Here is a 22,521-nt window from a genome sequence, read left to right on the forward strand (position 1 = left end):
CATCAGTTCATCTCCGGCCTGCGGCGGCCAACCTGCGCAAGCCACTGATTCATCGACTTTTCAAGCGGGGATGGCAGCGGATCCGCAGCGGCGTGTTGCGCCGCGGAATGCTCTCTCCGGTTCAGCCGTGCTTTAGTTTGGATCGATCCACAGGGGGGTGCCGGAACCGGCTTGAACCGACCCGGCACCTGGATCTTCCGTAGTGCCGCGCCACCACCCATCCGTGCGACCACACCCTCCGAGAGCGACCACATGGCTCAGTTCGTCCGCAATCGTCGTCACCTGCTGTCCCAGGCCCTGGTCCTGGCCCTGCTTCCGCTGGCTGCCAATGCACAGGAAGTCTCAGGTTCGTCCACCAAGGATCTCGACGCGGTCACCGTCACTGGCTCGCGCATCAAGCGCGCCAGCGTCGAAGGCCCAGCTCCCGTCAACGTGATCACCGCGCAGCAGATCCAGAAGGAAGGCTTTGTCAGCGTGTACGATGCGCTGAAGACATTGACCGAAGCCACCGGCACCGTGGAGGCGGCGTCGCAGTGGGGCTCGCACACGCCCAACGCCAGCGGCCTGAATCTGCGCGGGATGGGCCCCAACCGCTCACTGCTGCTGGTCAATGGCCGTCGCGTGGCCGACTACCCGTTGCCCTATGGCGGGGAGACCAATTTCTCCAACTACGGCAACATTCCCGCCGCTGCGGTGGAGCGCATCGAGGTCCTGACCGGCGGCGCCTCTGCGATCTACGGCTCGGATGCCATTGCAGGCGTGGTCAACGTCATCCTGAAGACCCACTACGACGGCGACGAAGTGCGCGTGCGCGGCGGCACCTCCACTGAAGGTGGTCGCGATACCTGGGATCTGTCGTGGGCGGGTGGCAGGACCGGAGACAACTGGAGCGTGACCTACGCGCTGCAGTACACCAAGCGCGATCCGCTGTTCGGCCGTGACCGGCCGCAGATGGATGATGCCGATGATGCGCCGCGCCCCTCCTGGAACATGGAACAGCGCAAGGTCGGTTTCCGTCCTACCGCCGGCCTGGCCCTGATCGATCCGGGTACCGGCCAGCGACTGGCGCCGCCGACCGGCACCTGCGAGAAGTTCGACGGCGAGTACTACACCGCCGATCGACTGGTCTACAACTACAACACCGATACGATCACCAATACCGGGCAGTTGTGTGGCATGACGGCCGACTATGCCAACTGGCTGCTGACCGGTGGTGCCGAGAATGTGTCCGGCAATCTGTATGCCACGTTCGATTTCGACAGCGACCTGCAGGGCTGGACCAACCTGGCGGTGTACCGGTCGGAGGCGATCTGGGGGACCAATCCGCCCAGCGTGACGCTCATCGATGATGACAACGGCTACTACTGGGATGCCAACCGCAACCGCGCGATCCTGGGCGTGCGCCAGTTCACGCCCAACGAAGTGGGCGGCCTGGACACCCTGCGCAACACCAACCGCGAGCTGTCCTGGGACTGGAGTGCAGGCCTGCGCGGGCGCCTGGCGGACCGCTTCGACTGGAGTGCCACCATCGGCCGTTCCTACTACCGCGTGGAAGAGCGGCAGAATGTAGTGGACGAGCAGAAGTCCTATGACTTCTTCCTCGGCCCGCGCCTGGGTACGACGGCGGATGGTGAAGCGATCTACGCACTGGACGAAGCACGCTGGTGGAACCCGCTCACGCCGGACCAGTACTGGCAGATGGGTACGGTGGCGAAGAACCGTGCGTCTTCCTGGGTCAACCAGGCGTCGGCGGACATCACCGGTGAGTTGTTCCAGGGCTGGGCGGGGCCTGTTTCGTTCGCGGCGGTGGCCGAGGTGGCGCAACAGGGATATCACCTCGCTCCCGACCCTCGCGCCGGCATCGATTTCGACCTGCAGAACGTTGATCGCGGTGGCGGCGAGCGCACGCGCTACTCGGCGGGCGTGGAGTTCAAGATTCCACTGCTGGACAGCGTGATCGCCACCGCGGCGGCACGCTATGACCGTTACGGCAGTTACAAGGCCGACGCCAATGCAGAGGCGCTGGACATCGGCAGCCAGAAGGAGACCACCTGGAATGTCGGTCTGGAATGGCGGCCGGTGGAGTCGCTGCTGGTACGCGGTTCCTACGCCACCAGCTTCCACGCGCCTGACATGCACTACCTGCTGGGGCAGCCCAGCAGTTCCGAGGTGCAGACCTATGACCGCCTGCGTTGCATCGAAAGCGGTGCCTATCTGGTCAACAACTGTGGAGTGGGCAATACCGATGTCTGGTACACGTTCGACGTGAATCGTCGCGGTACTCCGCTGCTGCGCTCGGAAACGGGGGATTCATGGACGGTCGGATTCGTCTGGGATGTGATGTCCAATCTTTCGATCAGTGCCGACTACTGGGCGATCAAGCTGGAGGACATGATCGTCGATGTCGGCGCCGACGAGGTGCTGGCCAGCGAAGCGGGCTGCCGCACGGGACTGAACATCGACGGCACGCCGTGGGCCAATCCGGCCGGTGCCGACTACTGCGCCGGCATCCTCGCGCGCGTGAACCGCGACAGCAATGGCCGCCTGGTGTCGATCGAGCGGGGGCCGTTCAACCTGGCCAGCCGGGAGGTCCGCGGTATCGACCTGACCGCGCGTTACCGGTGGGACAGCGCGGCATGGGGAAGCTTCCAGTTCGGCGTGAACTACACCAACCAGCTGTCGACCAAGGAGCAGCGCTATGCCGCGGATCCGAATCCGCAGCGCCGTGACCGCGACCTGCGCAGCAAGCTGCGAGCGAGCCTGGCCTGGCAGCGTGGTCACTGGAACGCGAATGTGTACGCCGACCGCATCGGCTCGGTGCCGGGCGTGCGTTACCACTGGGGCACCGACCGCCTGGACAATCCCGGCGGCTGCCTGCCGTTCGCCGATGGCTACGTACCCAGCGACAGTCCTTCGCTGGACTGCCTGGAACCTGCCACGCGTCCCGATGGTTCGCCGAATCCGAATCCGAACGCCGGCCAGCGCACGGCGCGCTACTACGGCCGGGTTGGACCGTTCATCACCTGGAACGTCAATGTGGGCTATCAGGTGACTGAACGCGCCAAGGTCAATGTGTACGTCAACAACGTCTTCAACTCGGCCAGCTGGAACCACAAGGATCCCTACAAGCTGGACTACGATTTCGCGCCGACCCGGCTGCTCGGTGCGGTCGGCCGCGAGTTGGCGCTGGAATACGTTTTCACGTTCTGAGCCCGCGCCATGGATCCACCCTCGACCGGTGGATCCATGCCCCGCGGATGAACTGACCGCTGGGCCGCCGGACAGGACAGGCTGGATTTGACCTTCCCACGATGGCAAGGTTTAGCCTGTTCCGGTCCAGAAGGAACCCGGGAATCCAGTCATGAGCCTGTCGCACGCCACCACCGCCGCTTCCGTGCCTGATCCGATCAGCCTGCCCATCGAAGGCATGACCTGCGCGAGCTGCGTAGGCCGGGTCGAGGCCGCGCTGGCCAAGGTGGAGGGGGTCGGCAGCGTCTCGGTGAACCTGGCCACGGAACGTGCCGATATCCGTCCGTCGGGGCCGGTGGACCGCGCCGCCTTGATCCAGGCGGTGCACAAGGTCGGCTATGAGGTTGCGGCCACGACCGTGGAGCTGGCCGTGGAGGGCATGACCTGCGCGTCCTGCGTGGGCCGGGTCGAACGCGCGCTGCTGGCCGTGCCGGGCGTGAGCGCGGCGAGCGTCAACCTGGCCACCGAGCGTGCCACCGTTCGCGGCGCAGCAGACGTGGAGGCGCTGCTGGCGGCGATCGACAGGGCGGGCTACGGCGCTCGTCTTCTCGATGGCAGCGCGCAGGCCGATGACGGCGGGGAGAAGAAGGACGCCGAGCGTGCTGAACTCAAACACGCGCTGATACTGGCCAGCGTGCTGGCCCTGCCGGTGTTCGTACTGGAAATGGGATCGCATCTGATCCCGGGCATGCACCACTGGGTGATGTCGACCATCGGGTTGCAGGCCAGCTGGTATGTGCAGTTCGTGCTGACCACGCTGGTTCTGGTGATTCCCGGCCGGCGCTTCTACCAGAAGGGCATTCCGGCACTGCTGCGTTTGGCACCGGACATGAACTCGCTGGTCGCGGTGGGCACCGCGGCGGCGTTCGGCTACTCGGTGATCGCGACCTTCGCACCGCGGCTGCTGCCGCCCGGCACGGTGAACGTCTATTACGAAGCTGCGGCGGTGATCGTCGCGCTGATCCTGCTGGGCCGCTTTCTCGAGGCGCGTGCCAAGGGCCGTACGTCGGAAGCCATCAAGCGGCTGGTCAAGCTGCAGGCCAAGGTCGCCCACGTAGTACGCGATGGTCGGGTGGTCGACGTCCCGGTGGGCGAGGTGGTCAGTGACGACCTCGTGGAAATACGTCCTGGCGAACGCGTCCCGGTGGATGGCGAGGTGGTCGAGGGGCGCAGCTTCGTGGATGAGTCGATGATCAGCGGTGAGCCGGTTCCGGTTGAAAAGGCATCGGGCGCGGCCGTGGTCGGTGGTACGGTCAACCAGCAGGGAGCACTGACCGTGCGTGCCACGGCGGTAGGTGCGCAGACCGTGCTTGCGCAGATCATCCGCCTGGTTGAACAGGCACAGGGGTCGAAACTCCCGATCCAGGCCGTGGTCGACAGGGTCACGCTGTGGTTCGTGCCTGCGGTGATGCTGGCCGCGTTGGCCACCTTCGTGGCGTGGCTGCTGCTCGGGCCGTCCCCGGCGCTTACCTTCGCCCTGGTCAATGCCGTGGCCGTGCTGATCATTGCGTGCCCCTGTGCGATGGGGCTGGCAACGCCGACCTCGATCATGGTCGGCACCGGGCGGGGCGCGGAGATGGGCGTGCTGTTCCGCAAGGGCGAGGCACTGCAGTTGCTGAAGGATGCGCGGGTGGTGGCGGTGGACAAGACCGGAACCCTGACCGAGGGCCGCCCGCGATTGACCGATCTGGAACTGAGCAACGGTTTTGCGCGAGCGGCGGTGCTGGGCGCGGTCGCGGCCGTTGAATCGCGCTCGGAGCATCCGATCGCACGCGCGATCGTGATGGCCGCCGAGGAGGAGGGCATCTCCGTGCCGGCCCTGCAGGAGTTCGAATCGGTCACCGGCATGGGGGTGCGTGCGATCGTGCAGGGAAGCCGCATTGAAGTCGGGGCCGACCGGTTCATGCGAACGCAGGGCGTTGATATCGATGGCGTTGCCGCGCTGGTGCAGCGTCTGGGAGGTGAAGGAAAGTCGCCGCTGTACGCCGCCTTCGATGGCCGGCTGGCAGCGGTGATCGCAGTGTCCGACCCGATCAGGACGAGCACGCCGGCCGCCATCACCGCACTGCATGCGCTGGGACTGAAGGTGGCGATGATCACCGGCGACAATGCGCGCACCGCACAGGCGATCGCACGCCAGCTGGGCATCGACGAGGTCGTGGCCGAAGTGCTGCCCGAAGGCAAGGTGGAAGCGGTGCGACGCCTCAAGGCTGCGCATGGTCACGTCGCCTTCGTCGGCGACGGCATCAACGATGCGCCGGCGCTGGCGGAGGCGGATGTGGGCCTGGCCATCGGCACCGGTACCGATGTGGCGGTGGAATCGGCCGATGTAGTGCTGATGTCCGGCAGTCTGCTGGGCGTGCCCAATGCCATCGCGCTGTCCAGGGCCACCCTTGGCAACATCCGGCAGAATCTGTTCTGGGCCTTCGCCTACAACACCGCTCTGATTCCGGTGGCCGCCGGCGTGCTGTATCCGGCTTTCGGCATCCTGCTGTCGCCGGTATTCGCCGCCGGTGCGATGGCACTGTCCAGCGTGTTCGTGCTGGGCAATGCACTGCGCCTGCGTCGCTTCCGGGCGCCGATGGCCGACGCCGCCAGCCACTGAGAAGGAGACTGTCTTGAACATCGGTGAGGCCGCGAAGGCATCGAGCGTTTCGGCGAAGATGATCCGCTACTACGAGCAGATCGGGCTGATTCCTGCTGCCGACCGTACGGCGTCCGGCTACCGGGCCTATTCGCACGCCGACGTGCATCGACTGCGGTTCATACGCCGCGCGCGGGACCTGGGATTCTCGGTCGCCGAGATCACGGATCTGCTGGGCCTGTGGAACGATACCTCGCGCCACAGCGCCGACGTCAAGCGCCTGGCCGAGCAGCACATCGATGATCTCGAGCAGCGCATCGACCACATGCGGCAGATGGCCGATACGCTGAAGTCGCTGATCAGCTGCTGTGCGGGCGACGAGCGGCCGGAGTGCCCGATCCTGCAGCGGCTGGAGGAGGGCGAGGAAGGCGCGGAGCCAGTCGCGGCGCGGCGGCGGCAGGCGCGCCGGAGCTGAGCCGCGGGGCGCAGGGGCCTTCGCACCTGCGCGGCGGGAGTGCTGTGGCTCCTTCAGAAGGACGTGAGCATCGCGCGGAGCCGGGCGATCAGGCGGTGCGCGGCGGGAAGCCTGCGTCCTTCACAGCGGCGAAGATCTCCGCTTCGCTGGCCGTGGTCTGCACCTGCACGCGGCCTGTCGGCGGATCGGCGACCACGCGGGCCTGCGGATCAACGCTCTGGATCGCGCGGGTCACGCTGCGCGCGCATCCGCCGCAGGTCATGCCTTCAACATGGAAGTCCATCTGTAGCTCCTTCGGTTCCGGGGAATGCAGCCAGTGTGCACCTTCCAACGATGGCAGGGTCAAGTGAAGCCTCCGCGGTGCCCATGAAAAACGGCAGCCACCTGTACCAGCGTGGCTGCCGTGGAGGAATGTCCCCGCGCCAGGCGGGGCGACTGCCTTAGAACTTCCAGGTCGCGCCGAAGTACAGCTGGCGGCCCGCGTAGGTATTGGAGATCAGGCGGGCCTTGGTGTCATTGCCCAGATGCACGCGCTGCTCGGACTTGGTGGCGTTGATCACCGACGCGGTCAGGGTCCACTCCGGGGTGAGGTTGTAGGCCACGTTGAGATCAAGCTGGTCGTACGGCTCGGTGTAGACCGTCATGCCGTTGTTCAGTCCGCCGACCACCTGGCCGCGACGGTTGTACGAGGCGCGGGCAAGGAACTTGTCGTTCTCGTAGAACACCGTCACGTTGGCCTGGTTCTTGGCGCTGCCGACCAGCGGCGACGAGCCGATGTTCTGCCCATCCAGCACGATCGAGGCCAGGTTGGTGTCGTTGTAGGTGTAGTTCGCCTGCACGCCGACGCCGAAATCGAAGGTGTACTGGCCGTACAGCTCCACGCCCTGCGACACACCGTCCTGGCCGTTGGCACGGGTCTCGTAGTCCTGCACGGTCACGGTTTCGCCACCGACCTGCATCTGCATGTCGCGCACGACAGGCACGGTGAAGTTGTCCACGTTCTTGCGGAACAGACCCACGCCGGCCACCGCGCCAGGCTGGAAGTACCACTCCAGGCCGAGGTCGAACTGGGTGGCCTCAAAGGGTTCAAGCTGCTTGTTGCTGCCGTCGCCGGTCCAGCCCGGGGTCGGTGCACCGCCGGCCACGCGGCGGTCATTGACGTACTCCTCGCTGTAGTAGCGCAGGCTGCCCGGAGCGCCGATCTCGGTGTAGCCGGGGCGTGCGATGACCTTCGAGGCGGCACCGCGCAGCAGCAGGGTATCGGTGATGTCCCAGGCGATGTTGAAGCTCGGCAGGACGTCGGTGTAGATGCGGTCCACGCCCAGCAGCTCGAAACTCTTGCTCTGTGCCAGGTTGTACGGCAGGCGCACGAAACCGCTCTCGCAGCTGTAGTTCGGGTAGGCCGCCGCGGCCGGGTCGGAGCACGCCATCGGTGCGCCTGCGGCGTTGTCGAGGAAGTAGTCGTCGAAACGCTCGATCGAATCGGTGGACTGCGCCAGCTGCTTGGTGCGCACCACGCGCACGCCCACGTTGCCGCGCACCCGCTCGGTGCGGAAGTTGGCCTGGAAGTAGCCCGAGTAGATCTTCTCGTTGACGTTGTAGATGAAGTCGTCCTCGACACGGTTGTGCGAACCGCCGTAGGTCTTGTTCAGGTAATCGATGTAGGCCGGATAGTTGATGCCCGGGAACACGTTGGTATTGAAGCCGCCGGGGATGTTGTTGATCGGGTTGGACAGGAAGAAGCCGGGCTGGGCGATATTGGCCGTAGGGTCGCAGCCGCTCTGGTAGCGGTTGTTGTCGTAGTCCGACGGGTCTCGGCCCTGGCACACCCAGTAGGTATTGCCGGTGTTGCGGTGCACCGTGCCGTCACGATACTTGGCACCGAACTGGATCGAGTCCAGCCAGCCGGATTCGAACAGCTTGGTGACATCGGCCTGGAAATAGTTCTGCTTGATCTCGGTCTGCTTCCAGGACGAGTCGGTCGAACCGGTGTCGATCTCGGCGATGCCGGCCATGAGCTGCTGCTGCAGGTCGGGAGCGAAGGTGCCCGACGGCGTGCCGGTCAGGTCCCAGGAGGTGCTGCTGGACGATTCCCACACGCCATTGGTCTGCCGACGCGGTTTGGCCGACATGCGGAAGTTCATCGAGGGACCGCCTTCGGACCAGGTACGGCCGCCGGTGAACGACGCCTTCCACAGCGGGCTGATGTCCCAGTCGATGCTGAGGTCGGCGGTCTGCGAGAGCGCCTTTTCGCGGCTGTAGCCGCCGGTGAGCTGCGGGGTCGGAATGGTGCAGTCATCGGGGCCCCAGCCCCCCGGCTCGAGCCCGGCCGCTTCGGCCTCGGCTTCATTGCAGTAATAGGTCTTGCCGGCCAGCTTCTCGAACTGCGCGCCGGTGACGACGGTGCCGCTGGGATCGAAGTCCAGCCCGTTGAGCATGCGGCCGCCGGCCCAGTTGCCGTCACCATTGAAGCGGGCCATGCTCCACTCCGGCACCTTCAGCATGTGCTGGGCGTAGTTGCCCTCCAGCTCGAAGCGGAAGTAGTTGGCCGTCATGGTCACGTTGTCGACCGGCTTGAACTGGAAGGTCAGCTGCCCGCCCTTGCGCTCGCGCGTTTCCTCCTTCACCGCGAAATTGACCGAGGTCGGCATGAAGAAGTCGGTGTAGTTGCGACCGTTCTGGTTGTTGAAGCCGGAGTTGCCCCACCAGTACTCGATGCCGTCCTGCAGCATGGGGTTGCCATGCACGTCGCGCGCATCGGTATCGGTGCCGTACCACTGATAGTTCTCGGTGGTGACTTCCATGGTGCGGCTGGTGCGCTTCTGCTGGGTCACGCCGACCAGCACGCCGAAACGCTCGTCCTTGCTGTGCCACGAGTACAGTGCGGAGGCCTGCGGATCGATGTCGTGACTGGTATCCGACGAGGTGCCTTCGAGGGTGACGAAGCCCGAGTTGGACTCCATGTCCAGAGGGCGCCGGGTGTGCAGGATGACCGTGCCGCCGATGCCGCCTTCATCGATGCGCGCTTCCGGCGATTTGAACAGCTCGGCGCTGGACAGCATGTTGGACGGCAGAAGGGTGTAGTTGAAAGAGCGGGTCGCCTCGTCGTTGGTCTCGGAGGTGGCGACGTAGTTGCCGTTCAACTGGGTCAGCGTCAGGTCTGCAGCGAGGCCGCGCACGCTGACCGTCTTGCCTTCGCCGCCGTCGCGGGTGATGACCACGCCCGGTACGCGCTGCAGCGCGTCGGCCACGTTCTTGTCGGGGAACTTGCCGACGTCTTCGGCCGTGATTACTTCGACCACGGCGTTGGCGTCGCGCTTCTGCTCAAGGCTCTTTTCGATGGCGTAGCGGTAGCCGGTGACCTGGACGCTGTCCAGGGTGGTGGCATCGGGCGTGCCGGTGGTGGCCTGCTGCGCCGCGGCGCCCGCCGGCAGGACGGCAGCGGCCAATGCCAGCGCGATGGCCAGCGACAGTGCGTCCTGGCCATGCATGCGTTTTGAGTGACTCATTCCCATCTCTCCCTCTCTCCTGGATTGATCCGCTGACGTGTGACGTGGTGCGGATGACTTGAATCGATCTAATCTGTGGTGATGCCGGTGCGGTCGCTACGCAGTTGCAACTGCATCCTGTGTCTGTGCCGGCCCGTCCTGTCGCTGCTTCCCCAAACTCCCGGCCACCGCAACGTCGTCTTGGATCGATCTAAGCGATGGGCGGGCGTTTTTTAGCATGGGTTGCCCGTCGGCGCATGCTGCTGCGCAATATGGTATTGCCGTGGCGGGGGTGTGACGTTTTTCTGAATCTGCTGGAAACGTTTGCTCGCGCGACTCCCCGGCAGGCCGGCCAGGAGGCCGCGCGGCGGGACGTATGCTGCGGCGCAGAATGCATTGGCGCGAATCGCCATGCTCTACTTGAATCGATCTAAATTCACGGTTGCGCGGGTCTCGCGCCATTCCACGGGGAGCAGGCTGCCGGCAGGCAGCGCTCAGCGGAAGGCGTTGCAGGCTCCAGCCGTCTGCCACCGCACCATCGACCACAGGAACCCGACATGCGCCCAGTGCCGTCCGCTCCCGCTGTCCCCTCGACGCCGCGCCCGTTGACGCGATTGGCCTGGCTGCTCGCACTGGCGATGTCGCCGGTGATGCTGCAGGCCGCCCCGGCCGCACTCGAGCGCGAGGTGAACACCTTCATCGGCAGCAAGGACGATGGCAACACGTTCCCGGGCGCCTCGGCACCCTTCGGCCTGATCCAGGTCAGCCCCATCGGCAGCCACTATTCGGGGTGGCGCTACGACGACGAGAAGATCCGTGGCTTCGGCCACTCCTTCCTGTCCGGTGCCGGGTGCTGGGAGCAGGGCGGCCAGGTCTCGGTCCTGCCCGTGACCGGCAGCATCGGTCCCGGTGGCGATTTCGACACCGCCGACGCCAAGAGCTTCAACCACAAGACCTATGCCGCGTCGTACACGCATGACGGCGAAATCGGCCAGGCCGGCTACTACAAGGTGCGCCTGACCAGCTACGGTGGCATCGATGCCGAGGCGACCGCGCGCACCCGTGCCGCCGCCGAGCGCTACACCTTCAGCCAGCGAAGCGGCGATGGCCACGTGCTGGTGAATGTCGGCCAGGCGAATGAACGCCATTCGGTGATCGGCAGCGTGATCGACGTGGTCGGCGACCGCGTGGTCGAGGGCAAGCTGGTCACCAAGAGTTTCTGCGGTGGCCACCAGTACACGACGTGGTTCCGCATCGAGTTCGATCGCCCGTTCAAGGCGCATGGTACCTGGGGCGAGGCCGGTGGCCTGCCGGGGGCGCGCCACAGCATGGAAGGCGAGCAGAAGCCGAACGGTGCCTGGTTGAGCTTCGACCTGGCCAAGGGGCAGTCGGTCACGGCGGTGAGCGCGATTTCGCATGTCGATGCCGAAGGCGCGCGCACCAACCTGCGCACCGAGGGCATGCAGGGCGGAGCGCTGATGGGCTTCGACCGCATGCGCGCGCTGTCGCAGCAGGCGTGGCGCGAGGAGCTGGGCCGGGTGCGCGTGCAGGGCGGCAGTGCTGATGACCGCACGGTGTTCTACAGCGCCGCCTACCACGCGCTGCTGCAGCCGCTGACCGGCAGCGATGCCGACGGCCGCTACCGCGGCTACGACGATGGCATCCATCGCGCGGATGGCTGGACCTACTACGAGTACTTCTCGCTGTGGGATACCTACCGCGCGCAGAACCAATGGCTGGCGTTGACCCGCCCCGATGTGGCGCGTGACATCGGCCGCACGCTGCTGGCGATCGACGAGCAGGGGGGCTGGCTGCCACGCTGGGGTTACGCCAACTTTGAGACGAACATCATGACCGGCGATCCGGTGACCCCGTTCATGGTCGACCTGTGGCGTTTCGGTGCGTTCAAGGGCCGTGAATCGCAGGCGTGGGATGCGCTGCGCCGCAATGCGTTCGGCATCCCGCCGTTGAATTCCCGTCATGCGGGCCGGTCGGGCAATCCGACCTATCTGGACAAGGGCTACGTGGTCTACGACCGTGCGTTTCCGTCCAAGGGCATGGACGTCGATCCGCATCACGGCGGCTCGGCCACTCTGGAATATGCACTGGCCGACTGCGCGCTTTCGCAGATGGCCGATGGCCTGGGTCACGCCCGGGATGCGGCGACGCTGCGAGAGCGCGGCCGCAACTGGCGCAAGGTGTGGGACCCTCAGGTCCGCGACGCCGAGACCGGCTTCAGCGGCTTCCCGCGGCCTCGCACCGAGGACGGGCAGTGGTACACCCCGGCCGACGGGCACTACAGCCCACGTTCCCACCACGGCTTCCATGAAGGCACCGCGTGGCAGTACCAGTGGCTGGCGCAGCAGGACATGCCGGGGCTGGTCGAGGCGATGGACGGTCGTGAGCAGGCCGGGCGCCGGCTCGATGCCTTCTTCGCGATGGATGCACTGCAGGCCGACCCGCTCAATGCCGCGCGGCGCGAATGGGTGGTCGGGCCCTACAGCTACTACAACCAGTTCCGCTACAACCCGAACAACGAACCCGATCTGCACGCGCCGTGGCTCTACACCCTGATCGGCCAGCCGTGGAAGACCGCCGCGGTGGTGCGGGCCGCGCAGCAGCTGTTCACCAATGCGCCCAATGGTGTGACCGGCAACGACGATCTTGGAACGATGTCGGCGTGGTACCTGTTCAGTGCGATCGGCATGTACCCGGCAGTACCGGGCAGTGGCCAGTTCCTGCTGCATACGCCGCGCTTTGCCCGGGTCGAGGTCGACATGGGCAATGGCCGCACCCTGCGCATCAATGCCCCGGGGGCGGACGGCCGCCGCCTGCAGTACGTGCAGGGCGTGCAGGTCGATGGCCAGGCGCATGCCCCGGTCTGGCTGGACTGGGAGCGCCTGCAGCAGGGCCCGCGCCTGCACTTCGCCCTCGACGCGCAGGCGCCGACCCAGGGGTGGGGCACGGCGGTCAAGGATCTGCCGGTGTCCTGGTGCGCGGCACCTGGCAGCCAGCTGCGTTGATCGGGGCTGTGCCGTTCGCGGCGACCCAGCGAACGGCACGGCACGAGACGGCCGCGATCCATTAGGCTTGAGCCCTCAGCGGAGCCCGGGAATACGATGAACGACAACGGCAGCAGCACTTCCAGCAAACGCGCCGGCAAGGCAGTGACGGTGACCGACATCGCGCGCGCCATCGGCGTGTCGCGGGCGACCGTGTCGCTGGTGCTGCGCGGCAGCCCGCTGGTCAACGTCGATACCCGGGCCAAGGTCGAGGCCGAGCTGCGGCGCCAGCGCTATGTCTACAACCGCGCAGCAGCCAACCTGCGGCGGCGCACGTCCTCCAGCATCGCACTGGTGATCAACGACCTGTCCAATCCGTTCTTCGCCGAATTCGCCTCCGGCGTCGACGAGGCGCTGGGTGGGCGTGGCTACGTGACCCTGCTGGGCAGCACCGGCGAATCGCCGGAACGCCAGCAGGCGGTGCTGTCCACGCTGATGGAGCACACCCCGGCGGGGCTGATCCTGTCGCCGGCCGAAGGCAGCGATGCCACGCAGCTGCGCCAGGCACTGGGAGCCAATGCCAACGTCCTGCTGTTCAACCGTGAGCTGGACGGGGCCGATTGGGACTTCCTGACGCTGGACAACCAGCATGGGGCCTATCTGGCCACCCGCCACCTGATCGAGCGCGGCCATCGCCATATCGCCTTCTTCGGCGGCCACGCGGCGTCCAGTTCCTGCCACCAGCGCCGTGCCGGCTTCCAGCAGGCGCTGGCTGAGGCTGGACTGTCGCTGCCACCCGGCTGGATGATCGAATCGGCGCCGAACCGGCTGGAGGCGGCTGCACGCACCGACGAACTGTTCGCCGATGGCCATCGGCCGAGCGCAGCGGTCTGCTACAACGACACCGTCGCGCTGGGGCTGATGCTGGGCTTGAACTCGCGCGGCATCCGGCCGGGCGGCGATTTCGCTGTCACCGGCTTCGACGATATTTCCGAGGCTTCGGTGGCGGTGCCACCGTTGACGACGCTGACCGCCGACCCGCGCGAGCGTGGCCGGCAGGCGGCGGCACTGCTGCTGCAGCGCCTGGAAGAACCGGATGCGCCGCCACGGCGCACGGTGGCTCCGGTGCAGCTGCGGATCCGCGAAAGCAGTGCCGCCCGGCCGACCTGATTTCACTGCCGTTACTCCTTCCACGCAACAACGATTCCGCGCAACGAGGCGCGTTCCGCATGCCGATCTCAGCAACGCCCCGTCCGTCGGGTTCCCCGGGCAACGCACCGGCCGTCACCAACGGCAAGGCCCTGGCCGTGGTGACCACCATCTTCTTCATGTGGGGCTTCCTGACCTGCCTCAACGACATCCTGATTCCACACCTGAAGGCGGTGTTCGAGCTGAACTACGCGCGGGCGATGCTGGTGCAGTTCACCTTCTTCGGTACGTACTTCCTGATGTCGCTGCCCGCTGGCCGCCTGGTCGCGGCTCTCGGCTACAAGAAGGGCATCGTGGCCGGCCTGCTGATTGCAGGTGTGGGCGCGCTGGGCTTCTGGCCGGCGGCCGAACTGCGGATCTACGGCGCCTTCCTGGGTGCATTGTTCGTGCTCGCCACCGGCATCACCGTGCTGCAGGTGGCGGCCAATCCCTATGTGGCGCTGCTGGGCCCGGAGCAGACCAGCTCCAGCCGGCTGACCCTGGCGCAGGCGTTGAACTCGCTGGGTACGGCGATCGCGCCGATCTTCGGCGGCATGCTGATTCTTTCCAATACGGTCAAGAGCGCCGATGAAATGGCGGCGATGCCGGCCGCCGAACAGCTGGCCTATCGCGCTGCCGAGGCGCAGGCCGTGCAGGGCCCGTATGTGGGCCTCGCGGTGGCGCTGGTGCTGCTGGCGCTGTTCGTGTTCCTGTTCCGCCTGCCGGCGCTGAGCGATGCGACCGAACAGGCCGACCAGGGGCATCACCACAGCTATCTGGATGCGCTGCGCCAGCGTCATCTGCTGCTGGGCGTGCTTGGCATCTTCTTCTATGTCGGTGCGGAAGTGTCGATCGGCAGCTTCCTGGTGAACTACCTGTCGATGCCGGACATCGGCGGATTCAGCGAGCAGGAGGCCACACACTACGTTTCCGCCTACTGGACGATGGCGATGGTCGGCCGCTTTGCCGGCTCGGCGCTGCTGGCACGCTTCTCGCCGAGCCGCCTGCTGGCGATCTTCGCACTGGTCAACGTCGGCCTGCTGGCGCTGACCATGGCCAGCGCCGGCAGTGTCGCGCTGTACTCGGTGGTGGCGATCGGCCTGTTCAACTCGATCATGTTCCCCACCATCTTCGCGCTCAGCATCGAGCGCCTGGGGCCGCTGACCAACAAGGGCTCGAGCCTGCTGATCATGGCCATCGTCGGCGGCGCCGTGGTGCCGTACCTGCAGGGCGTGCTGGCCGACCACATCGGGGTGCAGGCCAGCTTCATCCTGCCGCTGCTGTGCTACGTCTACATCATTTTCTACGGACTGGTCGGCGCACGTACGCCGGCCTCCGCAACGCAGGGAGGCTGAGTCCGGAATGGGTGCGATTGTCTGCTTCGGCGAAATTTTGATCGATCTACTGGCGCAGCCGCCGGCCACTGCGGACACGCCGCGCGCGTTCCTGCAGTACGCCGGCGGAGCACCGGCCAACGTCGCGGTGGCTGCCGCGCGGTTGGGCGCGAAGACCCAGTTCGTCGGCATGCTGGGCCGCGACATGTTCGGCGACTTCCTGGCCGAAAGCCTGGCCGAGCACGGTGTCGGTACCGACTACATCGTCCGCACCGATGCCGCCAAGACCGCGCTGGCGTTCGTCGCTCTCGATGCAGAGGGGGAGCGCAGCTTCAGCTTCTACCGTCCGCCGGCGGCTGATCTGCTGTTCCGCGACAGTGATTTCCAGGCCGCCTGCTTCGACAGTGCGCAGTGCTTCCACGTCTGCTCCAACAGCCTGACCGAGGCGGCCATCGCGGACGCAACCTTCGCGGGCATGGAGCGCGCGCGCGCTGCCGGGGCTGTGGTCAGCCTCGACCTCAACCTGCGGCCGGCGCTGTGGCCGGCCGATGTCGATCCGTCGCCGCGCCTGTGGCAGGCGCTCGAACGCGCGGACCTGGTCAAACTGTCGCGCGAAGAACTGGACTACCTGGCGGCGCCCCTGGGCGACGGCGGCGAGGACGCGGTGCTGCAGCGGCTGCTGGCGGCGCAGGCTCGCTGGGTGATCGTGACCGATGGTGCGGCCACGCTGCGCTGGTACACCCGCCAAGCGCAGGGCACGGTGACCAGCTTCCAGGTCGCCGCTGTCGATACCACCGCAGCCGGTGATGCCTTCGTGGGAGGCGTGCTGGTGGGACTGCTGGAGCGGGGTGGCGCAGGCGCGGGATTCAGCGCGTTCTGCCGGGACCCGCAGGCCATCGACGCCACGCTGCGCTTCGGTGCCGCGGTCGGCGCGCTGGCCGTTACCCGCAAGGGCGCGTTCGCCGCGATGCCCTCGCTCGACGAAGTGCAGCAGCTGCTGCAGGCACAGGACATTACCGCATGAGCACCTCGCCCGACTTCCGTTCGCCCGCGTTCCTGCGCGCGCATATCGCCGATACCCTGGCGTTCTATCATCCGCGCTGCATCGATCCGGCCGGTGGTTTCTTCCATTATTTCCGTGACGACGGCAGCGTCTACGATGCCAGCCATCGCCATCTGGTAAGCAGCACCCGTTTCGTCTTCAACTACGCGATGGCCTATCGCGAGTTCGGCAAGGCCGAGTACCGCGAGGCCGTCGAGCATGGCGTGCGCTATCTGCGTGAGGTGCACCGCAATCCGGCCACCGGTGGCTATGCCTGGACCCTGCGCGATGGCCAGGTCGAGGACGACATGAATCACTGCTATGGCGTGGCGTTCGTCCTGCTGGCCTACAGCTGCGCGTTGAAGGCCGGCATCGAGCAGGCCCGCGCGTGGATGGATGAGACCTGGCAGCTGCTGGAGGCGCGCTTCTGGGAGCCGCAGCACGGTCTGTACCGGGACGAGGCGGACGGCCAGTGGAACTTCACCGGTTACCGTGGACAGAACGCCAACATGCACATGTGCGAGGCCATGCTGGCTGCGTTCGAGGCCAGTGGCGAACAGCGCTATGTGGAACGTGCCCTGCAGCTGGCCGACAACATGACCCGTCGCCAGGCAGCCAAGGCCGGTGGCCTGGTATGGGAGCACTACGATTCCAACTGGGAGATCGACTGGAACTACAACCTGGACGACCCCAAGCATCTGTTCCGTCCCTGGGGCTTCCAGCCGGGCCACCAGACGGAGTGGGCCAAACTGCTGCTGATCCTGGATCGGCACGTGCAGGCCGACTGGCTGGTGCCGACGGCGCGTCATCTGTTCGACGTGGCCGTGGAGCGCAGCTGGGACGAGGCCCGTGGTGGCCTGTACTACGGTTTCGCGCCGGAGTCACGACGGCAGCCGGGCATGGACGGCGCGCCGATCGGCGGCGACAGCTTCGTCTGCGACGACGACAAGTACTTCTGGGTACAGGCCGAAACCCTGGCAACCGCTGCGCTGATGGCTGCGCGCACCGGTGATGACCGCTACTGGCAGTGGTACGACCGCATCTGGGCCTATTCCTGGGAGCACTTTGTCGATCACCGCTACGGCGCCTGGTTCCGCATCCTCGATGCAGACAACCGCAAGTACAGCGATGAAAAGAGCCCCGCAGGCAAGGTGGATTACCACACCATGGGTGCCTGCTACGAAGTGCTGAACGTCGTGCGTTGAGCATGACCGGCAGCGCCGGGCCATGCCCGGCGAAGCATGATCGGTAGCGCCGGGCCATGCCTGGCGGACACAACAGGAGTCCCGCCCGTGCATCGCCCTTTCCGTGCCGTTTGCCCATTCGCCTCTCTGGCCCTGTTGTGGATTGCCACTCTCGTATTCCCGGCAGCGGCCGCTCCGTTACAGGCAAGCTGGGAGTTCCGCATGCTGCCGGGCGACGTGCAGGGCGCGGCGCATCCCGGCCTGCAGCAATGGCGCAGCGCGCAGGTGCCGGGCAGCATCCACACCGACCTGCTGGCGCATGAACTGATCCGTGATCCTTACGTCGGCGCCGCCGAGGCCGAGCTGCAGTGGATCGGCCTGGCGGCATGGGAATACCGTGCACGCTTCGATGTGGACGCCGCGACCCTGGCCAGGCCGAACGCGGAACTGCGCTTTGACGGTCTGGATACGTACGCGGAAGTCACCCTCAACGGCAGGCCGCTGCTGCGCGCCGACAACGCTCACCGCAGCTGGCGCGTGCGCGTGGACGGCCGCCTGAAGGCGACGGGCAACACGCTGCAGATCGTGTTCCGTTCGCCGATCCGCACGCTGCTGCCCGCTGTCCAGGCGATGCCGCACAGGATTGCTGGCAATTATCCTTCGCCCTACGGTGACGAGCCGAAGGATGCGATGGTCGGTAATTTCGCGCGCAAGCCGGCCTACCATTTCGGCTGGGACTGGGGTCCGCGCTATGTCACCGCCGGGGTCTGGCGTGGCATCGACCTGGAGTCCTGGGGGGAGCGCCGCCTCGGCGATGTGGCCGTACGCACCGAGATGCTGGACGCGCAGCAGGCGAAGCTTGCGGTAGTGCTGCAGGTGGAACAGGACGCTGCTGCGGGTACCGCGGCCGTCGATGTGGAGGTGTTCGATCCGGAGATGCGCAGTGTCGCGCGGGTGCAGCGGCACGTTGCAGTGGCCCCGGGAGCGAATACGGTGGAGCTGCCTGTGGCGCTTGCCCAGCCGCGCCGCTGGTGGCCGGTCGGCTACGGGGCACAGGATCGCTACGTGGTGGCGGTCCGCCTGGACAGCGGCGATAGCGAGTCGCTCGCGCGCGAGCAGCGCATCGGCCTGCGCACGGTCGCACTGCGCCGCGACAAGGACGCTGATGGCGGCCAGGGCTTCGCATTCGTGATCAACGGCGTGCCGGTCTTCGCCAAGGGTGCGAACGTGATTCCCTTCGACGCGTTCCCGGCCCACGTGGATCCCGCGCGCGTGCGCCAGGTGCTGACCGCCGCGCGCGACGCCAACATGAACATGCTGCGCAACTGGGGCGGCGGCTACTACGAAAACGATGTGTTCTTCGATATTGCCGATGAACTGGGCCTGCTGGTCTGGCAGGACTTCATGTTCGGCGGCGGCATGCAGCCCGGCTACGACCCGGCATTCCGCGCCAGCGTGGTTGCCGAAGCGCGCGACAACGTGCGCCGCCTGCGCCATCACCCCAGCATCGTGTTGTGGTGTGGCAACAACGAAGAGGAAACCGCGTGGAAGGACTGGGGCCATGGCCGCGACCTGAAGGCCGCGGATCCGGTCTTCGCCGCAAAGGTCTGGCAGGGCTATGTGGACCTGTTCGGCAATGACCTGCGTGCGGTGGTCCGTGAAGAAGGGCTGGGGGTGCCGTACTGGTCCAGTTCGCCCAGCAACGACCTCGACGAGAAGGCCAACGACTCCACCCGTGGCGACAAGCACTACTGGCAGGTGTGGGGCAATCCGGCGTTGCCGGTGCAGGCCTATCTGCGCGAGACGCCGCGCTTCATGTCCGAGTACGGCCTGCAGGCGTGGCCGGCCGTGGCTACGGTGGACCAGATCGCAACCCGCGCCGAGCAGCGGATCGACAGCCCGGTGATTCGCGCGCACCAGAAATTCATGGCGGGCGAGGGCAACAGCCGTCTGCTGCACTATATCGAGCAGGGTTACGGTACGCCGAAGGATTTCGGGGACTTCGTGTATCTCAGCCAGGTGATGCAGGCCGATGGCATCGCTCTGGCAGCGCTGCACCATCGCGCCTCACGCCCCTACACGATGGGCTCGCTCTACTGGCAGCTCAATGACGTATGGCCGGGTGCGTCCTGGTCGAGTGTGGACTACTTCGGGCGCTGGAAGGCGCTGCACTACCAGGCGCGGCGCTTCTTCGCTCCCGTTGCCGTGGCGGCGCTGCGTGACGAGGGCACGACACGCGTGCGTCTGCTCAACGATGGCGACGCCGGCGAGGCGCGCTGGCGGCTGCGGGTGATGGATGTCGACGGCAAAGTGCTACGTCGTCGCGAGCAGGCGGTGACCCTGGCGGCCGCGGGCGTGACGGCGGTCGGCGATTTCAGTGATGCAGAACTGCTGGCGGGTGCCGATCCGAAGCGCACGATTGCCGTGTTCGAGGTGCTGCAGGGAGGGAAGACGACTGCGCGTCAGGTCGTGGGATTCGTCGAGGCCAAGGATCAGGTGCTGCCCCGCCAGGCGCTCAGGGCCACGCTGGACATCGAGGGGGACCACTACCGGCTGCGGCTGCAGAGCAGCGCATTCGTGCGCGCGGCATGGGTGGACTTCGGTGCCCTGGAGGTGCAACTGGAGGACAACCTGCTCGATCTGCTGCCGGGCGAGAGCCGCGACATCAGCGTGCGCGGCCCGGTGGATCTGGCCACGCTGCGCGAGGCGCTGGAGGTGCGCAGCCTCAACGATCGCTGAGGCTGCGCCGTCGGCGGTACCTGGCCTGGGCCGGTGCCAACCCGGGTTGGCAGCGACCAGAAAGGGATCGTGTTACAGCTGGATCTGCTGGAAGTTCTCGACCCGCTCGTGACCGTGGGCGGCGTCGCCGACGCGCGGCATCGGGTAGTCGTCCAGACGGTCCAGCAGACGGGTCTGCAGACCCGCCTCGCGCGCGGCATCAAGCTCTTCCACCACGTCGGACAGGAACAGGATCTCGCCTGCCGGCACGCCGATGGACTGGACGATGCGGCGGTAACTGCCGGCCTCACGCTTGCCGCCGATCTCGGTGTCGAACCAGCCTGACACCAGCGGGCTGAGATCGCCCGCGTCGCTGAAACCGAAAAACAGCTTCTGCGCCGGCACTGAACCGGAGGAGTAGACGTACAGCGGCAGGCCCGAGGCATGCCATCCCTTCAGCGCCGGCGCCACTTCCGGATAGAAGTGCGCGGTGTAGTCGCCACGGCGATAGCCGGCGTCCCAGATCAGGCCCTGCAGCGCCTTCAGCGCCGTGTGCTTGCGGTCCTGGTCGATCCAGCCCTGCAGGGTCTCGGCGACCACGCTGTCCTGGCAGGCGCCGCCGATTTCGCTGGCCACCGTGTCCAGCCAGCGGCGCACGTCCGGCCGCTGGCCATGCTCGGCCACGAAGCCGGGCAGCGCCTGGCGCGCATAGGGGAACAGCACGTTCTTGACGAACGAGATGCTGCTGGTGGTGCCTTCGATGTCGGTCAGGATGACGCGGGGCTGCATGGATCAGGATGCCTGGGTCGGAACGTAACGGGGGAATTTCTGCGCGATGTCGGTGCCGGTGAAGTGGCCGACCCAGCCATCCGGCTCGGTGAAGAAGCGGATGGCCACGAAACTCGGCTCCTCGCCCATGTCGAACCAGTGTGTGGTGCCATCGGGCACGGCGATCAGGTCATCCTTCACGCATTCGATCTCGTAGACCTTGTCACCCACGTGCAGGGTGAACAGCCCCGAGCCGGCAACGAAGAAGCGCACTTCGTCTTCCTTGTGGAAGTGCTCGTCGAGGAACTTCCTGCGCAGCTCGGCGCGGTTGGGATTGTCCGGCGCGATCGACGCCACATCCACGCTCTTGAAGCCCCGTTCGGCGACCAGGCGATCGATGTCGGCGCGGTAAGCGGCGAACACCTCGTCCTGGCTGGCGCCCGGCGCGACCGGTGCGGTGGCCTGCCAGCGCTCGAAGGTCACGCCGATCTTCTGCAGCTCGGCAGCGATGATGGCGCCGTCCTGGCTGTCCAGCAGCGGGGATTCGGGGCGGGTGTCGTCGTAGATGCGCAGTCGGCTCATGGCGGCAGCTTGAACGTCTCGGGGGGAGGACAGGGTAGCAGGGTGGCGGGCGGGCGCAGATTGCGGTTTGGAATCTGCTCAGCCACGCAGCCTGCGCAGTTCCAGTTCGCAGTGCAGCAGGAACTCGAATGCCTCAAGGTGGCGGCGCGCTTCGGCCATGTCGCGGCCCCAGGCGTACAGGCCGTGGCCATCGATCAGGTAGCCCCACAGCGTCTGGCGGTCCAGCAGATCCTCGACCTGGGCCGACAGCACGTTCATGTCCTGGGTGTTGGCGAACACCGGAACGTCGATGGCCATCTCGTGCGTGCTGTTGCCGGCAAAGGCTTTCAGCAGCTCATAGCCTTCCAGGCGGATGTGCCCCTGCGGTGCATACAGGCGCGAGGCGACGGTCTGCACCGGCGAATGCGTGTGCAGGACGCAGCCGACTTCCGGGAAACGCCGGTACAGCTGCGTGTGCAGCAGCGTCTCGGCGGACGGGCGCAGCGGACGGCCGACGGCCTGGCCATCGAAGTCCACGACCATGATGTCGTCCTCGATCAGCCGCCCCTTGTCCTTGCCGGAGACGGTGATTGCCGCATGGCGGTCGTCGAGGCGATGGGAGAAGTTGCTGCTGGTGGCCGGGGTCCAGCTGGCCTGGGCCAGTTCGCGGACGTTGTCGATCAGCAGCTGGGCGAGCTCGCTCAGGCGCGCGGTGTCGTAGGGGAGGGGGGCGGCGTTCATGCGGGCGATTTTACTGGATTCGGCCAACGGCGGAGCCCCTCGTGGCTGTCTCGCCGGGCGGGATTTCTTGCTTTGGCCGGGCGGGTGGGCGGTGGAGGGGACGCCGGAAACCCAAACATGGGGGGGTTGGCGCCCGGGGGGCCCCCCCCCCCCCCCCCCCCCCCCCCCCCCCCCCCCCCCCCCCCCC

The 22,521-nt window shown here is 66.5% G+C and carries 14 protein-coding genes; 9 read left to right on the forward strand and 5 right to left on the reverse strand.

The window, feature by feature from the left end; all coding sequences use genetic code 11:
• The first annotated feature begins 252 nt into the window (after positions 1 to 252).
• From ACVOMM_RS13670 to cueR, 3 genes are all read left to right on the forward strand, one after another.
• Complete coding sequence (locus tag ACVOMM_RS13670) at positions 253 to 3,210, forward strand: TonB-dependent receptor plug domain-containing protein (protein ID WP_481526365.1); 2,958 nt, start codon at positions 253 to 255, stop codon at positions 3,208 to 3,210.
• A 151-nt stretch (positions 3,211 to 3,361) separates the two neighbouring features.
• The gene (locus tag ACVOMM_RS13675) at positions 3,362 to 5,854 is read left to right on the forward strand and encodes a heavy metal translocating P-type ATPase (RefSeq protein WP_481526366.1); all 2,493 of its coding nucleotides are present in this window, start codon (positions 3,362 to 3,364) and stop codon (positions 5,852 to 5,854) included.
• A 13-nt stretch (positions 5,855 to 5,867) separates the two neighbouring features.
• Entirely contained in the window at positions 5,868 to 6,308 is a 441-nt protein-coding gene (gene cueR, locus ACVOMM_RS13680) for a Cu(I)-responsive transcriptional regulator (protein ID WP_053516714.1), read from the forward strand.
• Positions 6,309 to 6,396: 88 nt separating this feature from the next.
• Here the strand turns inward: cueR and ACVOMM_RS13685 are convergent, their stop codons facing one another.
• Positions 6,397 to 6,591 (reverse strand): heavy-metal-associated domain-containing protein, encoded by a 195-nt coding sequence (locus ACVOMM_RS13685; RefSeq protein ID WP_481526367.1) that lies wholly within the window; start codon positions 6,589 to 6,591, stop codon positions 6,397 to 6,399.
• Between the two features lie 157 nt (positions 6,592 to 6,748).
• The gene (locus ACVOMM_RS13690) at positions 6,749 to 9,823 is read right to left on the reverse strand and encodes a TonB-dependent receptor (RefSeq protein ID WP_481526368.1); all 3,075 of its coding nucleotides are present in this window, start codon (positions 9,821 to 9,823) and stop codon (positions 6,749 to 6,751) included.
• Positions 9,824 to 10,353: 530 nt separating this feature from the next.
• Between ACVOMM_RS13690 and ACVOMM_RS13695 the strand changes: the two genes are divergently transcribed.
• The 6 genes from ACVOMM_RS13695 to ACVOMM_RS13720 all read left to right on the forward strand — a co-directional run bounded on the left by ACVOMM_RS13695 (position 10,354) and on the right by ACVOMM_RS13720 (position 20,285).
• A complete protein-coding gene (locus tag ACVOMM_RS13695) occupies positions 10,354 to 12,819 on the forward strand; it encodes a GH92 family glycosyl hydrolase (protein WP_481526369.1) in 2,466 nt (821 codons plus the stop codon).
• A 96-nt stretch (positions 12,820 to 12,915) separates the two neighbouring features.
• The gene (locus tag ACVOMM_RS13700) at positions 12,916 to 13,968 is read left to right on the forward strand and encodes a LacI family DNA-binding transcriptional regulator (protein WP_180875969.1); all 1,053 of its coding nucleotides are present in this window, start codon (positions 12,916 to 12,918) and stop codon (positions 13,966 to 13,968) included.
• A 59-nt stretch (positions 13,969 to 14,027) separates the two neighbouring features.
• Positions 14,028 to 15,341 (forward strand): L-fucose:H+ symporter permease, encoded by a 1,314-nt coding sequence (fucP, locus tag ACVOMM_RS13705; protein WP_053516708.1) that lies wholly within the window; start codon positions 14,028 to 14,030, stop codon positions 15,339 to 15,341.
• Positions 15,342 to 15,348: 7 nt separating this feature from the next.
• Positions 15,349 to 16,344 (forward strand): carbohydrate kinase family protein, encoded by a 996-nt coding sequence (locus ACVOMM_RS13710; RefSeq protein WP_481526370.1) that lies wholly within the window; start codon positions 15,349 to 15,351, stop codon positions 16,342 to 16,344.
• Positions 16,341 to 17,567: an AGE family epimerase/isomerase gene (locus tag ACVOMM_RS13715; RefSeq protein WP_065182689.1), complete on the forward strand. Its 1,227-nt coding sequence runs from the start codon at positions 16,341 to 16,343 to the stop codon at positions 17,565 to 17,567. Before ACVOMM_RS13710 ends, ACVOMM_RS13715 begins: the two co-directional genes overlap by 4 nt.
• Positions 17,568 to 17,603: 36 nt before the next feature.
• Positions 17,604 to 20,285 (forward strand): beta-mannosidase, encoded by a 2,682-nt coding sequence (locus tag ACVOMM_RS13720; RefSeq protein ID WP_481526371.1) that lies wholly within the window; start codon positions 17,604 to 17,606, stop codon positions 20,283 to 20,285.
• 72 nt (positions 20,286 to 20,357) lie between these two features.
• On the opposite strand, the gene mtnC is transcribed toward ACVOMM_RS13720, so the two are convergent.
• From mtnC to ACVOMM_RS13735, 3 genes are all read right to left on the reverse strand, one after another.
• Positions 20,358 to 21,053 (reverse strand): acireductone synthase, encoded by a 696-nt coding sequence (gene mtnC, locus ACVOMM_RS13725; RefSeq protein WP_481526372.1) that lies wholly within the window; start codon positions 21,051 to 21,053, stop codon positions 20,358 to 20,360.
• Positions 21,054 to 21,056: 3 nt separating this feature from the next.
• Entirely contained in the window at positions 21,057 to 21,614 is a 558-nt protein-coding gene (locus ACVOMM_RS13730) for a 1,2-dihydroxy-3-keto-5-methylthiopentene dioxygenase (RefSeq protein WP_053516703.1), read from the reverse strand.
• 78 nt (positions 21,615 to 21,692) lie between these two features.
• Complete coding sequence (locus ACVOMM_RS13735; protein ID WP_481526373.1) at positions 21,693 to 22,334, reverse strand: methylthioribulose 1-phosphate dehydratase; 642 nt, start codon at positions 22,332 to 22,334, stop codon at positions 21,693 to 21,695.
• Between the last annotated feature and the right edge of the window lie 187 nt (positions 22,335 to 22,521).

This window comes from Stenotrophomonas sp. STEN009, from assembly GCF_056760395.1.